Annotated in this window: 18 protein-coding genes and 4 pseudogenes; 18 read left to right on the forward strand and 4 right to left on the reverse strand. The window is 59.0% G+C overall.

The genetic code is table 11. The features are described 5' to 3' along the window. Positions 1-205: 205 nt before the first annotated feature. Positions 206-475: pseudogene (locus QAZ47_RS05830) on the reverse strand (pyridoxal-phosphate dependent enzyme); the annotation flags it as partial. An 8-nt stretch (positions 476-483) separates the two neighbouring features. After that, positions 484-688, reverse strand: a pseudogene (locus tag QAZ47_RS05835) (isopenicillin N synthase family oxygenase); the annotation flags it as partial. A gap of 801 nt (positions 689-1,489) precedes the next feature. On the opposite strand from QAZ47_RS05835, the pseudogene QAZ47_RS05840 reads away from it, so the two are divergent. The 3 genes and pseudogenes from QAZ47_RS05840 to QAZ47_RS32075 form a co-directional block, all read left to right on the forward strand. Next, positions 1,490-1,769, forward strand: a pseudogene (locus QAZ47_RS05840) (DUF411 domain-containing protein); the annotation flags it as partial. A gap of 9 nt (positions 1,770-1,778) precedes the next feature. Next, on the forward strand, positions 1,779-2,012 hold the full coding sequence (locus tag QAZ47_RS05845; protein WP_127312611.1) for a hypothetical protein: 234 nt from the start codon (positions 1,779-1,781) through the stop codon (positions 2,010-2,012). Between the two features lie 41 nt (positions 2,013-2,053). Then, positions 2,054-2,545, forward strand: a complete 492-nt coding sequence (locus QAZ47_RS32075; RefSeq protein WP_244514239.1) for a cytochrome c — start codon at positions 2,054-2,056, stop codon at positions 2,543-2,545. Positions 2,546-2,783: 238 nt separating this feature from the next. On the opposite strand, the gene QAZ47_RS05860 is transcribed toward QAZ47_RS32075, so the two are convergent. Further along, on the reverse strand, positions 2,784-3,200 hold the full coding sequence (locus QAZ47_RS05860) for a hypothetical protein (protein WP_063169404.1): 417 nt from the start codon (positions 3,198-3,200) through the stop codon (positions 2,784-2,786). A 697-nt stretch (positions 3,201-3,897) separates the two neighbouring features. Between QAZ47_RS05860 and QAZ47_RS05865 the strand changes: the two genes are divergently transcribed. The 12 genes from QAZ47_RS05865 to QAZ47_RS05920 all read left to right on the forward strand — a co-directional run bounded on the left by QAZ47_RS05865 (position 3,898) and on the right by QAZ47_RS05920 (position 16,884). After that, positions 3,898-4,173: a hypothetical protein gene (locus QAZ47_RS05865; RefSeq protein WP_063169403.1), complete on the forward strand. Its 276-nt coding sequence runs from the start codon at positions 3,898-3,900 to the stop codon at positions 4,171-4,173. Positions 4,174-4,958: 785 nt separating this feature from the next. Next, positions 4,959-5,240: an acyl carrier protein gene (locus QAZ47_RS05870; protein ID WP_029356603.1), complete on the forward strand. Its 282-nt coding sequence runs from the start codon at positions 4,959-4,961 to the stop codon at positions 5,238-5,240. After that, a complete protein-coding gene (locus tag QAZ47_RS05875; protein ID WP_063169402.1) occupies positions 5,241-6,449 on the forward strand; it encodes a beta-ketoacyl-[acyl-carrier-protein] synthase family protein in 1,209 nt (402 codons plus the stop codon). Positions 6,450-7,302: 853 nt separating this feature from the next. Further along, positions 7,303-7,893, forward strand: a complete 591-nt coding sequence (locus QAZ47_RS05880) for a NodA family N-acyltransferase (RefSeq protein ID WP_063169401.1) — start codon at positions 7,303-7,305, stop codon at positions 7,891-7,893. After that, positions 7,890-8,549: a chitooligosaccharide deacetylase NodB gene (nodB, locus tag QAZ47_RS05885; protein WP_063169400.1), complete on the forward strand. Its 660-nt coding sequence runs from the start codon at positions 7,890-7,892 to the stop codon at positions 8,547-8,549. The genes QAZ47_RS05880 and nodB overlap by 4 nt, the downstream gene beginning before the upstream one ends. Positions 8,550-8,564: 15 nt before the next feature. Next, positions 8,565-9,890 carry a chitooligosaccharide synthase NodC gene (gene nodC / locus QAZ47_RS05890; RefSeq protein ID WP_063169399.1) on the forward strand — a complete coding sequence of 442 codons (1,326 nt, stop codon included), beginning with the start codon at positions 8,565-8,567 and terminating at the stop codon, positions 9,888-9,890. A gap of 261 nt (positions 9,891-10,151) precedes the next feature. Further along, positions 10,152-11,066 (forward strand): nodulation factor ABC transporter ATP-binding protein NodI, encoded by a 915-nt coding sequence (gene nodI / locus QAZ47_RS05895; protein WP_024505873.1) that lies wholly within the window; start codon positions 10,152-10,154, stop codon positions 11,064-11,066. Between the two features lie 3 nt (positions 11,067-11,069). Further along, positions 11,070-11,858 carry an ABC transporter permease gene (locus tag QAZ47_RS05900; protein WP_063169398.1) on the forward strand — a complete coding sequence of 263 codons (789 nt, stop codon included), beginning with the start codon at positions 11,070-11,072 and terminating at the stop codon, positions 11,856-11,858. 283 nt (positions 11,859-12,141) lie between these two features. Beyond that, complete coding sequence (locus QAZ47_RS05905; protein ID WP_063169397.1) at positions 12,142-12,903, forward strand: sulfotransferase domain-containing protein; 762 nt, start codon at positions 12,142-12,144, stop codon at positions 12,901-12,903. A 392-nt stretch (positions 12,904-13,295) separates the two neighbouring features. Beyond that, entirely contained in the window at positions 13,296-14,579 is a 1,284-nt protein-coding gene (locus tag QAZ47_RS05910) for a dicarboxylate/amino acid:cation symporter (RefSeq protein WP_210326678.1), read from the forward strand. A 275-nt stretch (positions 14,580-14,854) separates the two neighbouring features. Beyond that, positions 14,855-15,916, forward strand: a complete 1,062-nt coding sequence (locus QAZ47_RS05915; RefSeq protein ID WP_051695606.1) for a LacI family DNA-binding transcriptional regulator — start codon at positions 14,855-14,857, stop codon at positions 15,914-15,916. A gap of 164 nt (positions 15,917-16,080) precedes the next feature. Then, on the forward strand, positions 16,081-16,884 hold the full coding sequence (locus QAZ47_RS05920) for a TIM barrel protein (protein ID WP_063169395.1): 804 nt from the start codon (positions 16,081-16,083) through the stop codon (positions 16,882-16,884). A gap of 48 nt (positions 16,885-16,932) precedes the next feature. Here QAZ47_RS05920 and QAZ47_RS05925 read toward each other — a convergent pair whose 3' ends face one another. Next, on the reverse strand, positions 16,933-17,850 hold the full coding sequence (locus QAZ47_RS05925; RefSeq protein ID WP_063170390.1) for a LysR family transcriptional regulator: 918 nt from the start codon (positions 17,848-17,850) through the stop codon (positions 16,933-16,935). A gap of 701 nt (positions 17,851-18,551) precedes the next feature. Here QAZ47_RS05925 and QAZ47_RS05930 point away from each other — a divergent pair. The 3 genes and pseudogenes from QAZ47_RS05930 to QAZ47_RS05940 all read left to right on the forward strand — a co-directional run bounded on the left by QAZ47_RS05930 (position 18,552) and on the right by QAZ47_RS05940 (position 22,484). Then, a pseudogene (locus tag QAZ47_RS05930) lies at positions 18,552-19,775 on the forward strand (IS110 family transposase). 1,218 nt (positions 19,776-20,993) lie between these two features. Continuing rightward, complete coding sequence (locus QAZ47_RS05935) at positions 20,994-21,275, forward strand: acyl carrier protein (RefSeq protein ID WP_029356603.1); 282 nt, start codon at positions 20,994-20,996, stop codon at positions 21,273-21,275. Further along, entirely contained in the window at positions 21,276-22,484 is a 1,209-nt protein-coding gene (locus QAZ47_RS05940; protein WP_063169394.1) for a beta-ketoacyl-[acyl-carrier-protein] synthase family protein, read from the forward strand. Positions 22,485-22,536 lie beyond the last annotated feature (52 nt).

Here is a 22,536-nt window from a genome sequence, read left to right on the forward strand (position 1 = left end):
GGAGGAGCGCATCGCTCGTCTTGCCCCATTGAGTGCAGTCACAGTCACTCAGTCTCAAAAGCCATGCCAACGCGCTCAGCGCGCAGTTAGCGCCCATTGCTTCGAAAAACCTCGTCAGTGCCCAGATGTTGGTTGTAATGAACCTGACATTTGTCTGACGCTGTCAGCTTTTGGACACGCGATCACGCGCTTCGTGCCGCCAGATGGCCAGGCCGAGCCCTGTGTTGCCAGCGGTCGCTTCGATGATTGTACCGCCCCGCGCGTGCCACGCTGTTCGGCATTAACGATCATCGACAACGCAATGCGATCCTTGATCGATCCGCCGGGATTCTGGCTTTCGATCTTGACGAAGCGACGACACCTGCCGGTATCGAATCTCTTCAGTTCGACGACCGGCGTCTCCCCAATCAGATCGAGCACTGACAAATGGCGGACGCAGGCGAGAGGACGCCTTTGTCGACGGTCGGCGGAACATCTCGAGGCTCATGCGGCTGCGGTCTCCAGAATGTCGGCATAGTGCCGTTGCGCAATATCGGGATGCGAGCGCAGTCGGCTCTTCAGCAGTTGCGGAACAGGGGATTGTCGGGGTCGCTGGCGGGGCACCCGCTTCGGCAGCCAGTTCAGGCGGCAGGTCAAGAAACCGTATGTCGGCATCAAGCCGCGCGCCGAAGAAGAAGGGAATAGAAACAGTGCCCTTCGAAAGACCCAGGGCGACGGAAATCATTGCATCGGGCGAGTTCATGCGCCTGAAGCAGCGCTGGCTGCAACTGCTTCATAGCGACAGGCGGGCGGAGACTCTAGCGGGGCTTTCGCCGCTTGGTTGATTGAGGCTCTCGACGAAGCCACTAAGATTCGGCGGCCGATAATAGCTTGCTGCTCATTGGGACGCCGACCAACGCCGGGATTGAGAAAGGCAACCCTGCCCCACAAGGCGGGTGTCACACGTGCGGTGCGTCCGCTCGTCGCGCCGGATGGTCTTTGAGACCTGGGTTCACGGCTATTCAGATGCACCCCTGTCGGCTTTTCGGTGCAGGCCGCCAGGCGGCGTGTTGCAGCAGCGGTAATTAGTTTGAGAGCGTGCGAGCACGGGCTGCATAGTGAGATCATTTGCCGGCGTGGGGACCAAGGTGTGGCGCAGCCTTAGAGAACTCAACACCGAGACCGGAGCAACGGAGACGGCTCTTTCGTCGAGACAGTTTAATTGGAAGGCCGAGAAGCACCGGCTGGGTAGCGTCACGCCGCATCATTCTTTGCGGAGCTGGAGCGCGCGGGATCGCTGGAGCGGCTGGTGAAAGCGGTTGCCGGGGCGCACGCCAACAACAACACGTGAGCTGGCGCCTCGTGTGGCAAAAGGAGGGGGCGAGAGCCCATGGCCTGCAATGAAGCGATCAAGCATTGCGATCGTGGAACCAAGCTGCCTAGTCGACCATCCGGACCGCGGCCTTCAAGCCAGCTCGCCTTGGAATCGGCCTTCCAGGAATCACCGTCAAGGCCGACTCACGACCTTTTCGCCATGAGCCGCGAAGAGGGCATTCCGCCGGAAGCCGATGGCTGCCTTCTCTCGTTCATCGACGGCTATGTGGTGAGCGGCCATGTGCCGGTCGGCACGGTCAACAAGCTCTTGACCGAGCGGCCCGACATCAAAGGGCATGACGCTGCCCGGCATGCCGATGGGCTCCCCCGGCATGAGTGGCACGAAGGAAGCGCCCTTCGAGATTCTCGAAATCCGAAAGTCTGACGCGACCGGCGGCATCTACGCCACGGAATAGGAGGCTTCGATGATGGAATGCATGAGCGGCATGATGATGTTCGGCACGGGCCTGGTGTGGCTGCTTGTCGTCGTCGTGCTCGTCCTCGGGACGGCCGCGCTGATCAAATACCTGTTCTCCAGCGGCGGCAAAGGAGAAGGGCGTCGGTCCTCTTATCGATGCGTGGCCGCGGCAGGCCTCGGATTGGTCTGGACATTGCCTTGGCTCGCCAACCGGATGGCCGCGCCCCGGCCGCGGCGATAGCGCTAGGCAAGACGGTTTTAGCCAGGCGAAGGTCAGCGCGATTGGAAAGCCCGCTGCCTTCGGGACGCATGCCGGCGCCGGGACCGGCCGCGGTCGTCGGCGGCGGCTACCAGAGCGACATGCCGGGCTTCGGGAATGTCCTCACCGACGAGGAGATCCGGGCCGTTCTGGCCTTCATCAAAAGCACATGGCCCGAGCGGGAACGCGCCTATCAGGCAGATGAGCCGCCGGGAGCGGGAGCAGACACAGTGAGACCAATCCTAGCCGCGGAGCCCTCGAACGCCCCCAACCGGAATGCATTGTCCATGAAAGCGAAACCGTCGCTTGCGATTCAATTTCTGGCGCTGATCCTCGGGACCTCCGCGCTGGCCCACCATCCGGGCGCCGATCTCGACAAGATGAGGGACAGCGCGGAGAGGTTCTTCCAGGCGATCGACGAGCAGGCCGCGCCGCCTTTCGAACTGGCCGACGCGGACGGAAGGGCCGTCCGCCTTCCGATCTCTCCGACAAGATCGTGGTGCTCTACTTCATGACGAGGTAACCTTGGAAGAAGAAGGCGACGGCCACTGGCGGCAGGATGGCAAGCACGCTGGCCGCAAAAAGCGGCCCATACTCATAGAAGCGGGCCGGTTCTGTCGCAAATCGTGCTTTTGGCCACAACTGGACGCTTTCGCGCGCTTATGGACCAGCTCACATGACAGGGCTCGACGTGCCCCGGGGTGGCGCCCTACTTCCACGCTCGCACTGTCACACTCCCGCCGAAAGGCGGGTTTAGTGAGTTATGGCAGTGACTGTGCCACCAGTCCAAACGTCGAGTTTCGCGGCAACTTCGACGCTTTCCTTAGCTGACTTGCCCAAAACCAGCGCGGCCAAAGCATACTGCTTGCCGCTCCCGATGGCATAATATTCACCTTTCACGGGATCACTTGGCAGCCAATTGCCGTCCAACAATACGGCTTCCCCATTTTTGCGCACTATCAGCGCCTCAAATTCAAAATTGTCGTCGTTGCGCGGCACAGGAATATCAGAAACATCCATGCCCTTCTCAACCCAGTCTCGAACGGCCTTTGGAATACCCAAGGACGAAGAGGAAACGCCGATGAGTGTGCCGTCGCATAAGCGAAACACCTTCGTTTTCTCACCGACGGATACTGAGTCAAAACCCAAGGCTCGGCCGTCGCCAGCCATGGTTCCGTTCCTGTAAGCTATTGTTGTCATTGGCACCCTTCTATCGCTGCATCAAACTTCAGGACCTTGCGCATGTCCCCTGTGTCAAGGTCACTGACCGACGGCCTATTTGCCTGATACACGATACAGGCTGCGCTCCTTGAGTTCGCGCACGGGTGGCCGTCATCTTGCCGCCTTCGCGCAATGCCTTGAACAGGCCGAGTCTGTCCCCCAGCGGGAATGACAACCACCTCCATGTCGTTGAAACGCAGGAAATCCGTCACTTTGCCTCGTCGGTAACGGGCGGAGCCGGAGCGGTCGTCACCGGGCAAGCGCGGTCGCAGTAGGTATCCTGGGCAGCCCGTCAGACATGGATGGCTTCGGTTGTGTCATGCGACTTCTTGTTGGTCGGTCACGTGTTTCCGGATAACCAGCATGCGCTGTGCCAAATGAGAAAACCATTTAAAGTCAATCCAGCAGATCTGACTGTATTCCGACATTGTCGGAAATTGGACATCGCCGAACGCGGGCGCTCGGGGCTTGTGATGATACTTGGGCGTGCTGCTTCGGAGGAGGGATGCGCCTCGTACCGGCCGCGAAGCCTTCCTGCATTTAAGGCGCCAGATCAATTGAACGCGATGCCGGGCAGCGTCGCAGCGGCTAAGCCAGCCACTCGCATTGCTCCCTGACAGGATGGTGCCGATCCTGCTGAGATCGCATGCTGGCGCGACGTTGCTTTGCGGCCACCGTCGCGCCTGCCCGTGAACTGTTCGCGCCTGTGCTCATGCTCGCCTTGACACCCTCGATGGGTCCATCCGGGATGGTCAACCATCCGGAACATAGCGGGCAGGCGGGCATCTTCACCAGCAGTCTCTGTGTCGCTCTCGTGGCGGCAAACAAGATCGAGGCTGGCGGGGTGATGATCAACGGTCCTCGAACCATCGATTTTGATCGCGGTGGCCGTTCAGTGCGTTCAAGCACGAGGCGCCGTTAGACGGCACCGCAGCATCATAGCGAAGTGCCATGCAGGACGACTCCCTGCAGCATCGTCTCGCGCAGCCAAACACTTGCCGGATCACTGTTGTGAACGGCCGGGCGTTTGACGGCCTGTGACGCGAAAAGGCAACGGAAGATCTAGCATTTATGGGGGAAATGTTTTTTCGGAGTGCTTGACCCGCAGGAAGGGCAGGGCATGACTGCCTATCGCCCGACCCGGCAAGGCCGCACTCATGACCGGCTGGGCTCGGTTAATCCTGCATGCCGCGCCCATGAGGTTACTTGTCCGGAGTGCGTCGAGCACAACGAGGAGATGTAGTTCACGATCTTTGAAAAGCGTGGTCAACCATCCAAAGTGTGGATGCCTTTCATCGAAACAAACGATTTCATCAATGTTCTGGAATCCTGCATGGGCAGAAGCACCTGATGGACACCGATGCCCCCACTGCCTCATGGCGTGGCGAGCGTCTTAAGAAACCGCCCGAAAGGAGATTTTTCATGCGCTCTACCGGGCAGTGGAGTGCTGGGAAAGGGAGTTGCAACTGACCGGCCATGTCAAACTGTCCGACTTCTTCCGAGCCTATGGACAGACCGGGAGACGCGCACGTGTAGCGGCTCACATCGTCATACTGCACCTACGCCACACACCGGCCGGACCTGATCCGGCTTTATGAGCATTGGGTTTTGTCAGTTGCCCAAGCGTGATGGCTTTCGCGACGCGGCGCGCCTCAGGAACTGAGCCGCGTCCAGGTCGAAACGCGGGAAAGAAAGACAGGAAACAGAATGGCCGATCAATTCGCAACGGACGTCATTGCCCTGATCAAGAAACGCGCCGAGTCGGAGAGCGGTGAGGGAATGCCTGCGTCATTCGTCGGCGAGATAACAATCGCCACGGAACTGGACGCGCTCGGGTTCGATTCGCTGGGTTTGGCGGACGTCCTCTGGGATGTGGAGCAGGCCTACGGCATCAAGATCGACATGAACACGGCCGATGCCTGGTCCAATCTCAAGAATGTCGGCGACGTCGTGGAAGCCGTCCGCGGCTTGCTTGCGAAGGAGGCTTGAATGGACAGGCGCGTCGTTATCACCGGAGTGGGCGGCCTGTGCGGACTGGGCACCGAGGCCGCCTCTATGTGGAAAGAGATGCGCGAAGGCCGCTCCGCCATCGGCCCGATCGCCAATTCCGAGCTTCATGACCTGGAGGGCATGACCGGCGCTGAGATCAAGGCGCTGCCCCAGCACGACATCAACCGGGGGCATCTCATCTCCATGGACCGCTTCAGCTTGCTCGCCGTGCTTGCAGCGCGCGAAGCCATGCGGCAGGCCGGACTTTCCTGCGACGAGGGGAATGCCCATCGCTTCGGCGCGACAGTGGGCGTCGGATTTACCGGTTCGTACGCAACAGAACAAACTTACCGCTCACTGCTTTTGGGTAGCGCAATCCGTGCTGAACTCTTCACTGGAGTAAAGGTGATGCCCAGCGCCGCTTCCGTCCATCTTAGCTTGAGCCTCGGCTTGCGCGGGCCGGTCTTCGGGGTGACCTCCGCATGTGCCTCGGCCAACCATGCGATCGCCTCGGCGGTGGACCAGATCAAGCTGGGCCGGGCCGACGTAATGGTTTCCGGGGGCAGCGACGCACCCTTCGCATGGGGCGTGCTGAAAGCATGGGAAGCAATGCGCGTGCTTTCACCCGATACCTGCCGGCCCTTCTCCGCCGATAGGAAGGGCCTGGTGCTGGGCGAGGGTGCGGGCATGGCCGTGCTGGAAAGCTACGAGCATGCCACGAGGCGTGGTGCCACAATTCTTGCCGAGATCGCCGGCGTCGGCCTTTCCGCCGATGCCTTCCACATTGCCGCGCCATCTGTCGAGGGGCCAGCGTCGGCGATGCGCGCCTGCCTTGCCGATGCCGGGCTGAATGCCGAGGACGTCGACTACCTCAACGCGCACGGCACCGGTACCAAGAGCAATGATCAGACTGAAACGGCGGCGATCAAGCGTGTGTTTGGAAACCACGCTTATTCGATGTCCATCTCTTCCACCAAGTCCACGCACGCGCATTGCCTCGGCGCAGCGAGCGCGCTTGAAATGATCGCCTGCGTGATGGCAATCCAAGAGGACGTCGTGCCGCCGACCGCCAACTATCGCGAGCCAGATCCCGCTTGCGACCTCGACATCACACCCAATGTGCCGCGGGAGCGCAAGGTGCGCGTCGCCATGAGCAACGCCTTCGCCATGGGCGGTACGAACGCAGTTCTGGCATTCAGGCAGGTGTAGAAGCCATGCAAGACGCCTCATTTGAGGTCACCTGTCGTATCTAGCTGCTTGCCGGACCACTATGTAAAGCGAGCGCTATTGGCTGCCTCTGCGATGCGGGAATTGGCAGCGGACGTCTCTCGATCAAACAGGCATCTTGCTTGTAGAATTCTTTTAATCGTGAAGCGGCGCGAGTGCGCTATCCGTTGAGGTGAGCAAGGCCGGCGCCCTGGGTGAGCGCTGGTGTCGGGTGGTGGAAAGTACAGGGGGAGCTGTGTGGCCCCTCTTTCTCGGCCTCGACGATGTGCGAAGGAGCCTGCGCGGCGAACGGGCCAACGCCCCAGGCTCAGAACCTGGGCGAACCTAACTCCCGCCAAAGGACAGCCCAGAGCTGGATACACGAAAGAGATACTGAACCCGCGAATCAGATTCTGATCAATCGTCGTGTCTGAGCTCCACTCGGCTCTTACGGAGATAATCGCGCGGCCCGGCAACGGCCGCGCGTGCCGCGGGCGTGAGCTTTGCGCTTCGTCAGAAGTGCCTCGAGCGTGACGACGATAATTGACCAGCCATATGGAACGCATTCGCCCAGTTATCCAAAGCGTGGATACCTTTCATCTAAACAAAGGATTTTACCGTTTTTGCTGCAGGTCCCATAGAAGCGCTTCAAGTTGGAAAGATAGGTAGTTCCGATGGTTGCGTTGGATCTGAGGAGCATCATCTGGTGTGCGGGGCGTACAAAGTCAGTCGCATCTGCATTGCGGCTTGGTCTTTCGGCGGTCCCCACAAGTTACGCCCCGTTGGCGCGACGCCAATTATTTAATCAATGCTTGGACATTTATCTCAACCAGACAGCTACAAGGTGAGGTCTTCCATGCGTCCGAATGTCGAGTGGAAGTTGTGCTGGGAAAATGAGCTGCAACTGGCCGACCATGTCGAACTCTCCGACTTTTTTCGAAAGACCTATGGACGGACTGGCGCCTTCAACGCGGAGCCATTCGAAGGCGGCCGCAGTTGGGCCGGCGCGAGGCCGGAATTCCGCGCAATCGGCTACGACGCGCATGGGGTAGCGGCTCACATCGGCATGCTGCGGCGCTTCATCAAAGTTGGCGAGGTCGACTTGATCGTCGCTGAATTGGGCCTGTACGCGGTTCGTCCGGATCTTGAAGGGCTCGGAATCGGTTTTTCGATGCGCGTGGCGTACCCAGTGCTCCATCAGTTGGGTGTTCCATTCGCTTTCGGCACGGTTCGGCACGCGCTGCGAAACCATGTCGAAAGATTCTGCAGAGCCGGCCTCGCGAACATTGTGTCGGGCGTTCGCGTACGGTCGACCCGTCCAGATGTGCATCCCGACCTGCCGCCCACGCGCCTGGAAGACGTACTCGTGTTGGTTTCGCCGATCGGACGCTCGATGGACGAGTGGCCGTCTGGTACCCTGATCGACCGGAACGGTCCGGAACTATGAAGCCTCTGGACTACATATGCGAAGGGCAGAGTGACAATGCCGATCGCATTGCAGAGCGCAGCGTCTATCTGACGTTTGACGACGGTCCCAATTCATTTTTCACACCGCAGATACTCAATGTGCTGGCGCAACATCAGGTGCCGGCGACCTTCTTCGTTGTTGGGGCCTACGCGGCCGACGAGCCGGAACTCGTTCGCCGAATTATTACAGACGGCCACGGTATAGCCAACCACACGATGACTCATCCGGACCTAGCTAAATGCGGGTCCGTCGAAGTCGACTGCCAGATAGTTGAGGCAAACAGAGTCATAGGGATGGCTTGCCCGCAGGCCATGGTTCGGTACTTTCGTGCACCCTATGGCATCTGGACCGAAGAAGTAATCGCTGCATTAGCGGGTGAGGCATTGGCGCCCGTCCATTGGTCCATTGATCCACGCGACTGGTCTCGCCCCGGCGTTGACGCCATCGTCGACAGAGTGCTCGCCGATATCCGGCCGGGCGCAATCGTGCTGTTGCACGACGGGTGCGCTCCCGACGAATTGCAACCAGGCAATCAAGCCAGTCTGCGCGACCAGACGGTGACAGCGTTGTCACGCCTAATTCCAGAATTGCACGGCCGCGGATTTGTAATCCGATCACTTCCTCAACATCCCTGAACAAACAGAGATCCTATGGACCTTCTCACCACAGCCAGTACTGTTGCCGTTTCGTCTTATGCGGTGCTCTCGACTGTTTACAGAGGCATGCAAGCGGTCTACTCCCAACCGGAAAATGTTACGCCGCCGTCGGAAAGCTTGTTCGGATCCGACCGTTGGCCGAGCGTGGATGTCATTATCCCCTGCTACAATGAGGACCCGCGCACACTCGCGGCGTGTTTAGCTTCCATTGCAAATCAAGATTACTCCGGAACATTTCAGGTCTATCTGGTTGACGACGGTTCTGGAAATCGTAATGCCGTCATCCCGGTACATCACGCCTACGAGGGCGACCCGAGATTCAATTTCATTCTGCTCCGCGAAAATGTTGGCAAACGCAAGGCGCAGATCGCCGCCATCCGCCGCTCATCTGGAGATTTCGTGCTCAGCGTCGACTCTGACACGACACTTGCGTCCGACGTCATCACGAAGCTTGCAGTAAAAATGCGGGATTCCATGGTCGGAGCGGCCATGGGCCAGCTGACGGCATACAACCGCAGCGACACTTGGTTGACCCGATTGATCGATATGGAATACTGGCTGGCTTGCAATGAGGAGCGCGCGGCGCAAGGTCGCTTTGGTGCGGTCATGTGCTGCTGCGGCCCATGTGCAATGTACCGCCGGTCTTGTCTCCTTTCTCTGCTGGATCAATACGAGACGCAGCTGTTCAGGGGGAAACCAAGCGACTTCGGTGAAGACCGTCATCTTACGATCCTCATGCTGAAAGCAGGCTTTCGAACCGAGTACGTTCCAGGTGCCGTCGCGGCGACAGTCGTTCCGGACAAGATGGGACCTTATTTGCGCCAACAACTCCGCTGGGCACGAAGCACTTTCCGGGACACGATGCTTGCGCGAGGTCTACTGCGTGGCCTGGATCGCTATCTAACTTTGGATGTGATGGGAGAGAATCTCGGCCCATTGTTGCTCGGCATCGCGGTAGTAACGGCGCTCGGTGAGTTACTATTTTCACATACAGTAAATTGGTGGACGGTGCTGGCTATTGTCACGATGACCATAATCAGATCTACGGTGTTATCTTTCCGCACTCGGCAGCTTCGATTCATCGGCTATTCAATGCACGCGTTAATCAGGATATTCCTGTTGATCCCCTTGAAGGCTTACGCCCTGTGTACATTGAGCAATAGCGATTGGCTGTCGCGTAAAAGTGTTCCCCTGCCCAACAGCAGCACAAAGGAAATCACAAGCGCGATGCCGCTTGGCGGAGCAAATGCTGCGGGCAATTCTGGAATTGCGGAGTCACTTCATACTGCAGATCTTTCGCTCACAGCTAGTGAAGTCTGACGGCCTTGCAGCGCCGAGTGACCGAGTAAGTTGTGTCAGTCGACACGGGGTGAAGCTTGTCGAGTTACCTATGGTCAGAACGGGGACTATGTGGAAGCGACACGTGGCATCTTGACGTTATTCTTTGGCGGAAGCGATACACACGTCGCTCCGGCCGCGACTTTCCAAAGGTGTCATCTCAAGGCGGTGGCCTGCTCTGAACCAGAATTCGCAAGTAAGCTGCCGGTGGCCAATCGGACTCATTCCGCTTGAGATAGACGCATGTCCAATGTAGCAATCGACCTTACCGGCGTAACCAAATTATTCGGAAACAAGCTCGTTGTGGACGGGCTGTCCTTCACCGTTGCATCGGGAGAGTGCTTCGGTCTGCTGGGGCCTAACGGCGCAGGCAAGAGCACGATTGCGCGTATGCTCCTCGGTATGACCCGGCCTGACGCGGGTGATATAACAGTCCTCGGTCTACCAGTGCCGGCACGCAGCCGCTTGGCCCGCAAGGGCATAGGCGTGGTCCCGCAGTTCGACAATCTCGACCTGGAATTTACGGTACGTGAGAACCTGTTGGTGTTCGGGCGCTACTTCGGCATGAGTACAAGAGAGATCAACGCCGTCATCCCACGGCTGCTCGAGTTCGCTCGCCTTGAGAGCAAGGCGGATTCACGTGTCGGCCTGCTATCCGGCGGGATGAAGCGGCGCCTGACGCTGGCACGTGCTCTGATCAACGACCCCCAGTTGCTTGTGATGGATGAGCCCACGACCGGCCTCGACCCGCATGCCCGCCATCTGATCTGGGAGCGACTTCGTTTCCTGCTGGCGAGCGGAAAAACGATCATTTTGACCACCCATTTCATGGAAGAGGCTGAGCGGCTTTGTGATCGGCTGTGTGTTCTCGAGCGGGGACGCAAGATCGCCGAGGGCAGTCCTCATGCGCTGATCGACGAGTACATTGGGTGCAACGTGATCGAGATCTTCGGCGGTAATCCACAGGAGCTGATTTCGCTGATCAGACCGTACGTTCAGCGTGTCGAGGTAAGCGGCGAGACGCTCTTTTGCTATGCGCCTGAGCCGGAGGATGTGCGCATCCAGCTTCGCGGTCGAGCGGGTCTGCGTATTCTAGAGCGTCCACCCAGTCTGGAGGACGTTTTCTTGCGGTTAACCGGACGTGAGATGGAGAAGTGAGCAATGGGTGAACGTTTTGCGGCCGCTCTACCCGCCAACGCCTGGAACTGGATGGCGGTGTGGCGCCGCAATCATCTGGCATGGAAGAAGGTGGCATTTGCTTCAATGCTCGGCACCCTTGCTGATCCGATGATTTACCTTTTCGGGCTCGGCACTGGCCTTGGACTGTTGGTAGGCCGCATCGAAGGTGCATCCTACATCGCCTTTCTGGCAGCCGGCATGGTTGCGACGAGCGCGATGACAGCATCAACCTTCGAAACAATTTACGCGGTTTTCGGTCGAATGCGCGATCAGGGCACTTGGGAAGCAATCCTGCACACACAACTTACCCTCGGCGACATCGTTCTCGGTGAATTGACCTGGGCAGCCACAAAGGCTTTTCTGGCCGGTACGACAATTGCGATTGTTGCGGCCGCGCTAGGTTATGCCGCGTGGACGTCGGTTCTCTACGTGCTACCGGTCGTCGCTCTCACCGGATTCGCCTTTGCGAGCCTGGCCATGCTCGTCATCGCGCTCGCGCCCAGTTATCACTATTTTATTTTCTATCAGACGCTTGTCATCACACCCATGCTGTTCCTTTCGGGCGCGGTTTTTCCAGTCGGCCAATTGCCAGGAGTGTTTCAGCAGATTGCGGCCTTCTCGCCCCTGGCGAATTCTATCGAGCTAATCCGTCCGGTGATGCTCGGCCGCCTGGGCGACAATGTAGGGCTGCATATAGGCGCACTTTGCATGTTCGCTGTATTGCCTTTTTTTCTGTCGGCTGGACTGTTTCATCGACGACTAATGCGTTGACGCTTGCTTACACCCATTAACCAGAAGGAGGTCCGCAATGCCGGATGCAAACTGCCCACAGCGGCCCGGAGGCATGCGTATGCTAGGAATCGCGAGTGGTACAACGCCGAAGCCGGGCGCCACCCAGCCGCTGCAGGCACCCGCCCAGCTTCGCGACCACACCTCGAAGAACAGGCTGGATGGTGAGGCGCGGACCCACCCGGAGCGTTCAATCGATAGCAGCCAAGCTTCTTGTGCGCGTCCACAGACCGTCGCGGCCATTATTTAGTTGGATACACATGCAATGACCCACAACGAAGCAACTCTTGAGCCTTTTGTGATCCTTGCTATGCCAAGGACCGGAACACACTATTTAGAAGAATTGCTAAACGAGCATCCGACCGTTTTGAGTAACGGTGAGTTGCTAAACGAATATGATCCCAATTGGCCCAGCACTGATCGCCTGCTAGGCACGGATCGCGAGCTTCTTGAGCTTGCCTATGTGCGCTGCCCTATGCGCGACTACAAGAATGTGACGCATCTTGGATGCAAGATCAATGAACCTCAGTTTCGCGAGCGTCCCGCATTCTTTGCGGAACTGGCTCGTTGGCCAGCACTCAAGGTCATCCTTGTTGTTCGCCGAAACGTATTGGAATCGCTCCGATCCTTTGTGCAGGCCAGGGAAAGCGGTCACTGGCTGAAGTTCAGCTGGGACAACGATACCGCTCGGCCACCGAGCGTCAGGTTGTCAATCGCCGACTGTGAGGCTTATTTCAAAGCCGCCGACGATTTTCACGCTCGCGTTATGGACTCCTTCACGTCGACCAACCTGCTTGTAATGGAATACGAGAGCCTACTTCACGAACCTGCCCAATGCCTGGGAGCGGTTTGGGATTTCCTGGGCGTTCCAGCGCTTGAGCCATCAGATAACGCCATCCTGCAGCGCCAGGAAACGCGACCGCTGGATCAAACGGTGGAGAACTTTGACGAGTTGCGGATTCACTTCGCACGGGGACCTTATTCAAGATTTTTTGACCTCGGAGATTCAATGCGCTCCTACGCTTAATCGCTTGTACCGCGTGCTCTGATGGGCGTGTAGGATATCCTGCAGTTTGCGCGCATTCCGTCGCAAAACTGACAAACCAAAGTCACCAAGACGACAGAGATATCGGCCGGCAGTCGATCTGCGGCAGACATCAAAGACACGGCCGCAAGGCGACCTGGTCAATTCCCTCTCTGGCGAAGCACTTCTTCAGACGCGATCTTTGGCGAGCCTTGAGTGCAAATTCCGGCAAAGGTGGAGGGTTCCAGTGCGCAACCCGCACCAATCTCGCTGGACGGGACAGGCCTCCAGTTGGCACGGCGCTTGCTCCGAGATGACAGCAGCGCTCGACCGGAGCGCAGCATGGGAGAAGGAGGAGCCCCCACCCCGATCCGGTCAGGGAGAGAGAAACGGTGTTGGTTCCAAGAGTCCCCCGCGCGATCGCAGCGCCCCGCAAGCCCCATTTTGCCCGGACCTACGTGCAGGTGCTTGCCGCCATAGTCCTGGGAGCCGCAATTGGCTACCTCTATCCGGAAACCGGCCAGAGCCTGAAGCCGCTCGGCGATGCCTTCATCAAAGTCGTCAAGATGATTATCGCACCTGTCATCTTCCTGACAATTGCGACCGGCATTGCCGGCATGAGCGATCTGCAGAAGGTCGGCCGAGTTGCCGCCAAGGCGATGGTTTATTTCCTCACCTTCTCGACACTTGCACTCGTTGTCGGACTGATTGTCGCGAATATCGTTCAACCTGGCGCCGGCCTCAACATCGATCCGGCCTCGCTCGATGTCCAAGCCGTTAAGGGCTATGTGGCCACGGCTCACGAGCAGTCCGTGACCAGCTTCCTGATGAACATCATCCCGTCAACGATTGCCAGTGCCTTCGCGGAAGGCGACATCCTGCAAGTCCTGTTCTTCTCGGTCCTGTTCGGCATTGCTTTGGCGATGACCGGAGAGACGAGCAGGCCGGTCGTTACCTTTCTCCAGGCGCTTACCGCCCCCATTTTTAAGCTCGTCGGCATTCTGATGAAGGCTGCACCCATCGGCGCCTTCGGCGCAATGGCCTTTACGATCGGCAAATACGGAATCGGTTCGGTGGCCAACCTCGCGATACTGGTCGCGACGTTCTATCTTACCGCCTTCCTCTTCGTGTTCGGGGTTCTCGGCGCGGTCTGCCGCTACAACGGCTTCTCGATCTTTTCTCTCGTCCGCTACATCAAGGACGAGCTGCTGCTTGTCCTGGCAACGTCCTCCTCGGAGGCCGCGCTGCCCTCGCTAATGGAGAAGATGGAGAAGGCCGGCGCCGCCCGTTCGGTCGTAAGTCTCGTCATCCCTACTGGATACTCATTCAATCTGGACGGTACCAATATCTACATGACGATCGCCGCCCTCTTCATCGCCCAGGCGACGAACACAGATTTGTCAATTGCCGATCAGATCCTCCTGCTGCTAATTGCGATGCTTTCCTCGAAGGGTGCGGCAGGCGTCACCGGCGCCGGCTTCATCACATTGGCCGCTACTCTCTCTGTCGTGCCGAGTGTTCCCGTTGCCGGAATGGCTCTAATTCTTGGCGTGGACCGCTTCATGTCGGAATGCCGCGCGCTGACGAATTTAGTCGGTAATGCGGTGGCATCGCTCGTTGTCGCTCGCTGGGAAGGCGAATTGGACCAGTCACGGATGGAAACCGCTTTCCGCGGTTAGGGTTACATCAAACTGGCTCCCCGCAAGCAAGATCGCAACAGCGCGACGTGTAAGTAGCGGCCTTGACACAACAGTCGAATTGCCAGCCTCCAAAGAGCGCTGGAAATAGAGTACTAACGCAGTGAGTAATACAACACCATGAAGCCCCTAAGCAAACGAACGGTTCACGGAGACTCATCTGGGTGCGCATGGAGCGCTGTTCGTCGAATGCGCTATCCGCGGGGTGGGGGAACTATTTCAGCTTGCCGCCCCAAGCCGTCGCGGGAGCGCACCGGATGATGGAGGACCGGCCGATCAGAATCGCTAGGGGAAAGCGCGTCACAATAGCCGATCTCGCCCGCGAAGCCGGAGTCAGCGTAGCAACAGTCGATCGGGTTCTGAACGTCCGCCTTCCGGTGCGAGAGGAGACCGCCCAGCGGGTCCATGCGGCCGCGCACGCGATCGGCTATCATGCTGCCGGTCTCATCAAACAGCGCTTGCAGCAGCACCTGCCGCACTACAAGCTGGGCTTCATCTTGAGAAAACCTACCCACGATTTCTACCAAGATTTCGCTCGCAAGATCGAAGAGTCGGTCAGTATGGCTAAATCCTTCCACGGCCTTCCGATCATCGAGTTCGCGCAGTCACATTTGCCGCGTGACCTGCTCCCGCTTCTTAAGGACCTTGGGAGCCGCTGCCAGGCGATCGCCATGGTGGCGGCCGATCACCCGAAAATCACAGCATCAGTCGAGGAGCTCAAGGCGAAAGGTATCCCGGTATTTTCGCTGCTATCCGACTTCGCCGATGGCGTGCGCGAGGGCTACATCGGCCTCAACAACAGCAAGGTCGGACGGACTGCCGCTTGGGTGTTTTCCAAGGCCGCAAAACGGCCCGGCAAGGTGGCGGTGTTTGTCGGAAGCCATCGCTTCCAGGCGCATGCGACGCGGGAAACGGCCTTTCGTGCGTATTTTCGTGAGAACGCGCCAAAATTCGAGGTGCTTGATGCGCTCGTGAACCTTGATGAACGGCAGCTCACTTACGAAAAATTGCTGGATCTTATGCAGCGGGAACCAGAGCTCGTCGGCTTCTATATGGCCGGCGGGGGGATAGAGGGGGCAATTTCCGCGCTCCGAGAAGAGGGGAGCGGTCAGGATCTCGTCGCGATCGTGAGTGAAATGACGCCGCAGTCACGTGGGGCGCTTGCGGATGACATCTTGACGATGGCGGTCGGCACGCCAATGCGCCGACTTTGCCAGGAGCTGATAATGGCAATGGAGCGGGCCATCAAAGCCGGCGTCGCGGAGAGCCCGGGGCAGACATTTCTGCCGTTCGACATTTATCTTCCGGAAAATATTTGACCTTGATGGATTTCTATCATGAGCGCCCATTTTCCTTTCACCGATGAAAGGAAAGCTCGATTGACTCGGCCGTCTCTGTCCGATCTGTGAACCGGCGTGGTTCCGTCTTGAAAGAAGCCGGATGCCGAAATGGCAGCCGCGCTTCATGGAAGGAAAGTCAAGCAATGCGCCAGGTATCGCCCCGCTTTGCACTCGATCACATGGCGGCGCCCCGCCTTGACGTCAGTGCGCTTTTCGCGCTTGCCCGTGACCAAGGCCTGACCGACGTCCAAATCCGTTACCCTCATTTCAGCAATCCTGTCGCACGCGGCATTCCGGCTGCGGACGTTCGGTTGGCCGCTACCGAAGCGGGCGTCACGATCATCTCTGTCAACGCCTTGCAGCGGTTCAACGACTGGACTCCAACGCGTCAGGCCGAGGCAAGCAACCTCGCCGATTATGCGACGGCGTGCGGGGCGGAGACGCTCGTGTTGGTGCCGGCCAACCGCAGCTCGTGGCCCACCAATAGCGAGCGCCAGGACAATCTTCGTTTCGCTCTAAACGAGATCAAGCCAATCCTCCAGTCGCGGGGTCTGATCGGTCTCATCGAGCCGCTGGGTTTCCGAACCTGCTCGCTTCGATCAAAGAAGGAAGCGGCCGAGGCCGTTGCCGCGGTTGATGGCCAGTCCGTCTTTCGCCTCGTGCACGACACGTTCCACCACACCCTGGCCGGGGAGACATGCCTGTTCTGCGAGCTTACCGGCCTGGTGCACATTTCAAGCGTAAACGACCCGACCTTCTGGATTTACCCCGATCGCTTTCTTGCAGGTTCCGACAATGGCAGCCAGATTCAGGCGCTGCTGGATGGCGGCTACGCGGGACCTTTCTCATTCGAGCTGGTCGAGGAAGTCCATTCTCTGGACGATCTCGCAGGCGCACTTGCCGCCAGCATCGACTTTATCCGGCGAGGGCTATTGTCGTCAAAGTAGATGGTGACAGGAGTAGTGACTATAGGTGCGCCTGAATTTTCCGTGGGTTCACAGCGGGGCAGCCATCCGAGATGCCTCCTGTATCATTATCTCCCGCATCCAGATGCTTGCCGGATCGCTATTGTGGAGGGCCGGCCATTGGAGGGTCTCGGTGAATGTGGGAAATGGCAGCGGAAGTTCGATAACCCGCAGGGGGAACGTTTTTTCGAAATGCCTGACCAGCCGTAAGGGCATGGTCGCTATACGAGCTGTGCCGGACACCATAGGTGGAATCATGCTGAAGCCCTGCACGGCGACCTCGACACGTCTCTTAAGGCCATGCTCAAGCAAAAACCATTCCTCGATAGACGGCTTCATCGTACGCCCGAACCTGACCGCGACGTGCCTCATCGACATGTATCTCTCGAATGTAAGCTGCTGTGGCAGCTGCTTGTTTGTGGGACAGCCTACGCACACGAGCTTCTCGTCAAACAGCGCAACGCTTGAATGCACACTCGACGTGAACATATCCGGTAGAATTAGAAAATCGACGTCACCGCGCCGGAGAAGCTCATCGGGGCTATCGTCGACAGGCAGCAGTTCGAAGCTGACGGCGGGGGCTTCCCGTGAAATACGCTCCACAAGCTTTTCGAAAAACACGAGCGTGACGAAATCGGAAAGAATGATCCTGAAGAGGCGATCGGCTCGAGCTGGGTCAAACGGATCCGAAGAAATAATCGAGCACTGGATGTGCTGGAGAGCGTCGCGAACTGCGGGGGCAAATGCTGCCGCACGCGGGGTTAGAAATCTTTCGCGACCTCTTATCGTAAACAGTTCATCGCGGAAATAATCGCGCAGTCGGGCGACGGCCGCACTCATGGCGGGCTGACTCAGGTTAATCCTGCGTGCCGCCGCCGAGAGATTACGCTCCGTCAGGAGTGCGTCGAGCACAACGAGGAGATTTAGATCAAGTCCTTTGAAACGCATGTCATCAGCCATCCATGGGATGGATGCCTTTAACCGAAACAAACGACTTTAACAATTTAGCATTCTTGCAATCTTTTGTCGCAAAAAGTTTATGATGGATGACGTTAAGGTCCGACATATGAGCCGCGTGATCTGCCGAAGCGAGCAATCGTTCGTACTGTGCAGGTCAGAGATTGGCAGTTTGAAACGCCGGGCCGATGGCGCCGGTCTATCAACCAGCGTCTTCGGCGGCCCCGACCTAGCTAGGCGTGGAACCTAATAGGGTGCACCTTTCCAGTCCGAGGCGACTGATGGGCGGTTTGATCCTAAGCTGCCGTGAGGCCTGTGCCAATTGTATCGGCGAGCCAATGCAGCAGTCCGGCAGCGTTTTTGAGAGCTGTTGTAGGCTCGGCCTAAGCCCATTGGCGCAAGCCTATCTGAACGAAGCGCTTGGCCTTGCCGCTATCCGGTATGTGATCTGTGGTGCCTTCTCGTCCTGCTGTTCTTGTTTTGGAACGCCCTTATGGTGAGCCCATCCGGGACGTGGGGCACCGGGAGCACAAAGGTGCAGGCAGGCCGTCAATAGACCGTGGGCTGAGAGCCCGAGCTCGTTACATGGCCGCCCCTCGCGACTTTCCCGGATGCGCTGCGAGCGCGGATCAGTAGATGTCGTGTTGCCCGCCAGCTCCCGTCTTTGACCGAGCCAAGAAGGAGGAACGGGCATGCTTATCATCGGACTGGATATTCACCGCGCCTTCGCCGAAGCAGTGGCATGGGAGGAGGGCAGGCTCAGGCGACTCGGCCGCGTCGACATGCGGCGCGATCTGCTGGCGGCGTTCGCCGCGAAGCTGTCGCCGAACGATGTCGGGGTGATCGAGGCCACCGGCAACGCGACGTCCGCTGCAGCTGTGGTTGCGCCGCATGTGAAGAAGGTGGGGATCGCCAAGCCGAAACAGGTGTTTATCGTTGCCTATGCCAAGATCAAAACGACGATCGACGCCGACGTTCTTGCGCAGCTCTATGCCAGCGGCTTCTTGCCAGAAGTCTGGATTGCGGACGAGCCGACGCAGGCTCTGCGTCGACAGGTGACACGGCGCAATCAGATTGTCCGACAGAGATCTCGATTGAAGAGCGTCATCCAGTCGATCCTTCATAGCCACCTGATCCGTCCTGCCCGCATGCTGACCTGTGCGGCGCCAAGGGTCGGACCTGGTTAATCGAGCAGGTCGTACCGCAGGACGAGCGCCTCGCGATCGATGGGCATCTGCGCGAGTTCGACCGATTGGGCGAAGACCTCCAGGTCATCGAACGCGATCTTGTCCGCTCGGCTCTCGAGGATGAAGGCGTGAAGCGGCTGATGACCATTCCCGGCGTCGACATCACCGTCGCGCTGGCGATGAAGGGCGGCGATCGGCGACGTGTCGCGCTTCGACGATCCGCAGAAGCTCGTGACCTATCTCGGGTTGAACCCAAGCGTCCAGCAGTCCGGCCAGGTCCGGCCTACCATGGGCGGATCACCAAGCAGGGCCGTGGTCATGCGCGCGGCATGCTCGTCGAGGCGGCCTGGGCGGCCGCTCGTGCTCCCGGACCGTTGCGAGCCTTCTCCCTGCGGCGTGCGAGCCCGGCGCGGACAGCATGTCGCGGCCGTGGCAACCGCACGCAAACTCTCTGTCGTGATCTGTCATCTGTTGAGAAGGGCGAGAGTTACGCGTGGGCTCGACCCTCCCTGCATGCCAAGAAGCTTGCGCGATGTGGAACTCAAGGCCGGGAGCAAGGCTGTGCGCGGCCAAAAGGGAGCGCACGCCTACAACATAAAGAGCCACCGGGAAGAAGAGCGCCGCTGGGTGGAGCAGGCCGAGGGCGCCTATGCACGCCTCGTCGCCGGTTGGAACCCACGAGGTCCGAAGAGGGTAGGCACGGATGCCGCAAACGAGGCGCGACGATAGAAGCTGCGCGGCAGGGCTCTCATCTCGGACCCTGCTCTTCGCCACGCGGTCGTCCGTGCGCGACAGGAGAATAGCGCAGATTTATCAAAAAGGCTCTTGTCGATCACATCAGTGGTCTTGGGCGCTGTACGGCCGGGTGAAGACTTTGCAGGTGGCCCGGAAAGCGTTTGACCTGCAGCGAAGCAATTGTCGTCATTACGCGCTCGACCCGGGCGCCCAGCTTGGCATAAGGGCTACGTGGCCTCAGGAAGCGTCGTCGCCAATGCAGACCATGGACGAATTCCCAGCCGATGCCGAGATGCCGGTCGACCGTGCCTGTCGCCGTCCGGTGATGCGATGCCCCCGAGCGGATGAGTTCGCCCCGGATGCTCCCGGTCACGACGCACGGGTTCGGGTTCCAAGGCGCTCAGTTTTGTTCGCGCCCAATCGGTGTAGGACGCGGCAGAAATACGAGCGTGACGAAATCGGAAAGAATGATCCTGAAGCGGCGATTCGGTAGAGCCGGGTCAAACTATCCGACGAAATAAACGATCACTGGATGGGCGGGGGAGCGTCGCAAACTGGAGGGCAAGAGCTCCCGGACGCAGCGTTAAGTTTGAATACCTCCGCGGACATGGTCGCGAGCTTATCGCGCAAATAAATCGAGCAGCCGAGCGCCGGCCGCACTCATGACCGGCTGGGCTCGGTTAATCCTGCATGCCGCGCCCATGAGGTTACTTGTCCGGAGTGCGTCGAGCACAACGAGGAGATGTAGTTCACGATCTTTGAAAAGCGTGGTCAACCATCCAAAGTGTGGATGCCTTTCATCGAAACAAACGATTTCATCAATGTTCTGGAATCCTGCATGGGCAGAAGCACCTGATGGACACCGATGCCCCCACTGCCTCATGGCGTGGCGAGCGTCTTAAGAAACCGCCCGAAAGGAGATTTTTCATGCGCTCTACCGGGCAGTGGAGTGCTGGGAAAGGGAGTTGCAACTGACCGGCCATGTCAAACTGTCCGACTTCTTCCGAGCCTATGGACAGACCGGGAGACGCGCACGTGTAGCGGCTCACATCGTCATACTGCACCTACGCCACACACCGGCCGGACCTGATCCGGCTTTATGAGCATTGGGCTTTGTCAGTTGCCCAAGCGTGATGGCTTTCGCGACGCGGCGCGCCTCAGGAACTGAGCCGCGTCCAGGTCGAAACGCGGGAAAGAAAGACAGGAAACAGAATGGCCGATCAATTCGCAACGGACGTCATTGCCCTGATCAAGAAACGCGCCGAGTCGGAGAGCGGTGAGGGAATGCCTGCGTCATTCGTCGGCGAGATAACAATCGCCACGGAACTGGACGCGCTCGGGTTCGATTCGCTGGGTTTGGCGGACGTCCTCTGGGATGTGGAGCAGGCCTACGGCATCAAGATCGACATGAACACGGCCGATGCCTGGTCCAATCTCAAGAATGTCGGCGACGTCGTGGAAGCCGTCCGCGGCTTGCTTGCGAAGGAGGCTTGAATGGACAGGCGCGTCGTTATCACCGGAGTGGGCGGCCTGTGCGGACTGGGCACCGACGCCGCCTCTATGTGGAAAGAGATGCGCGAAGGCCGCTCCGCCATCGGCCCGATCGCCAATTCCGAGCTTCATGACCTGGAGGGCATGACCGGCGCTGAGATCAAGGCGCTGCCCCAGCACGACATCGATCGCAAGCAGCTCGTCTCCATGGCCCGCTTCAGCTTGCTCGCCGTGCTTGCAGCGCGCGAAGCCATGCGGCAGGCCGGACTTTCCTGCGACGAGGGGAATGCCCATCGCTTCGGCGCGACAGTGGGCGTCGGCGGCTTGGGCTGGGATGTGATGGAGGAAACTTACCGGGCCCTCCTTTTGGACGGCGCGAGGCGAGTTGGCATCCTCGCTGTACCCAAAACGATGCCAAGCGCCGCCGCCGGCCAGGTGAGCTTGAGCCTCGGCTTGCGCGGGCCGGTCTTCGGGGTGACCTCCGCATGTGCCTCGGCCAACCATGCGATCGCCTCGGCGGTGGACCAGATCAAGCTGGGCCGGGCCGACGTAATGGTTTCCGGAGGCAGCGACGCACCCTTCGCATGGGGCGTGCTGAAAGCATGGGAAGCAATGCGCGTGCTTTCACCCGATACCTGCCGGCCCTTCTCCGCCGATAGGAAGGGCCTGGTGCTGGGCGAGGGTGCGGGCATGGCCGTGCTGGAAAGCTACGAGCATGCCACGAGGCGTGGTGCCACAATTCTTGCCGAGATCGCCGGCGTCGGCCTTTCCGCCGATGCCTTCCACATTGCCGCGCCATCTGTCGAGGGGCCAGCGTCGGCGATGCGCGCCTGCCTTGCCGATGCCGGGCTGAATGCCGAGGACGTCGACTATCTCAACGCGCACGGCACCGGTACCAAGAGCAATGATCAGACTGAAACGGCGGCGATCAAGCGTGTGTTTGGAAACCACGCTTATTCGATGTCCATCTCTTCCACCAAGTCCACGCACGCGCATTGCCTCGGCGCAGCGAGCGCGCTTGAAATGATCGCCTGCGTGATGGCAATCCAAGAGGACGTCGTGCCGCCGACCGCCAACTATCGCGAGCCAGATCCCGCTTGCGACCTCGACATCACACCCAATGTGCCGCGCGAGCGCAAGGTGCGCGTCGCCATGAGCAACGCCTTCGCCATGGGCGGTACGAACGCAGTTCTGGCATTCAGGCAGGTGTAGAAGCCATGCAAGACGCCTCATTCGAGGTCACCTGTCGTATCTAGCTGCTTGA

This window comes from Mesorhizobium sp. WSM4904 (genome assembly GCF_029674545.1).
Lineage (GTDB): Bacteria > Pseudomonadota > Alphaproteobacteria > Rhizobiales > Rhizobiaceae > Mesorhizobium.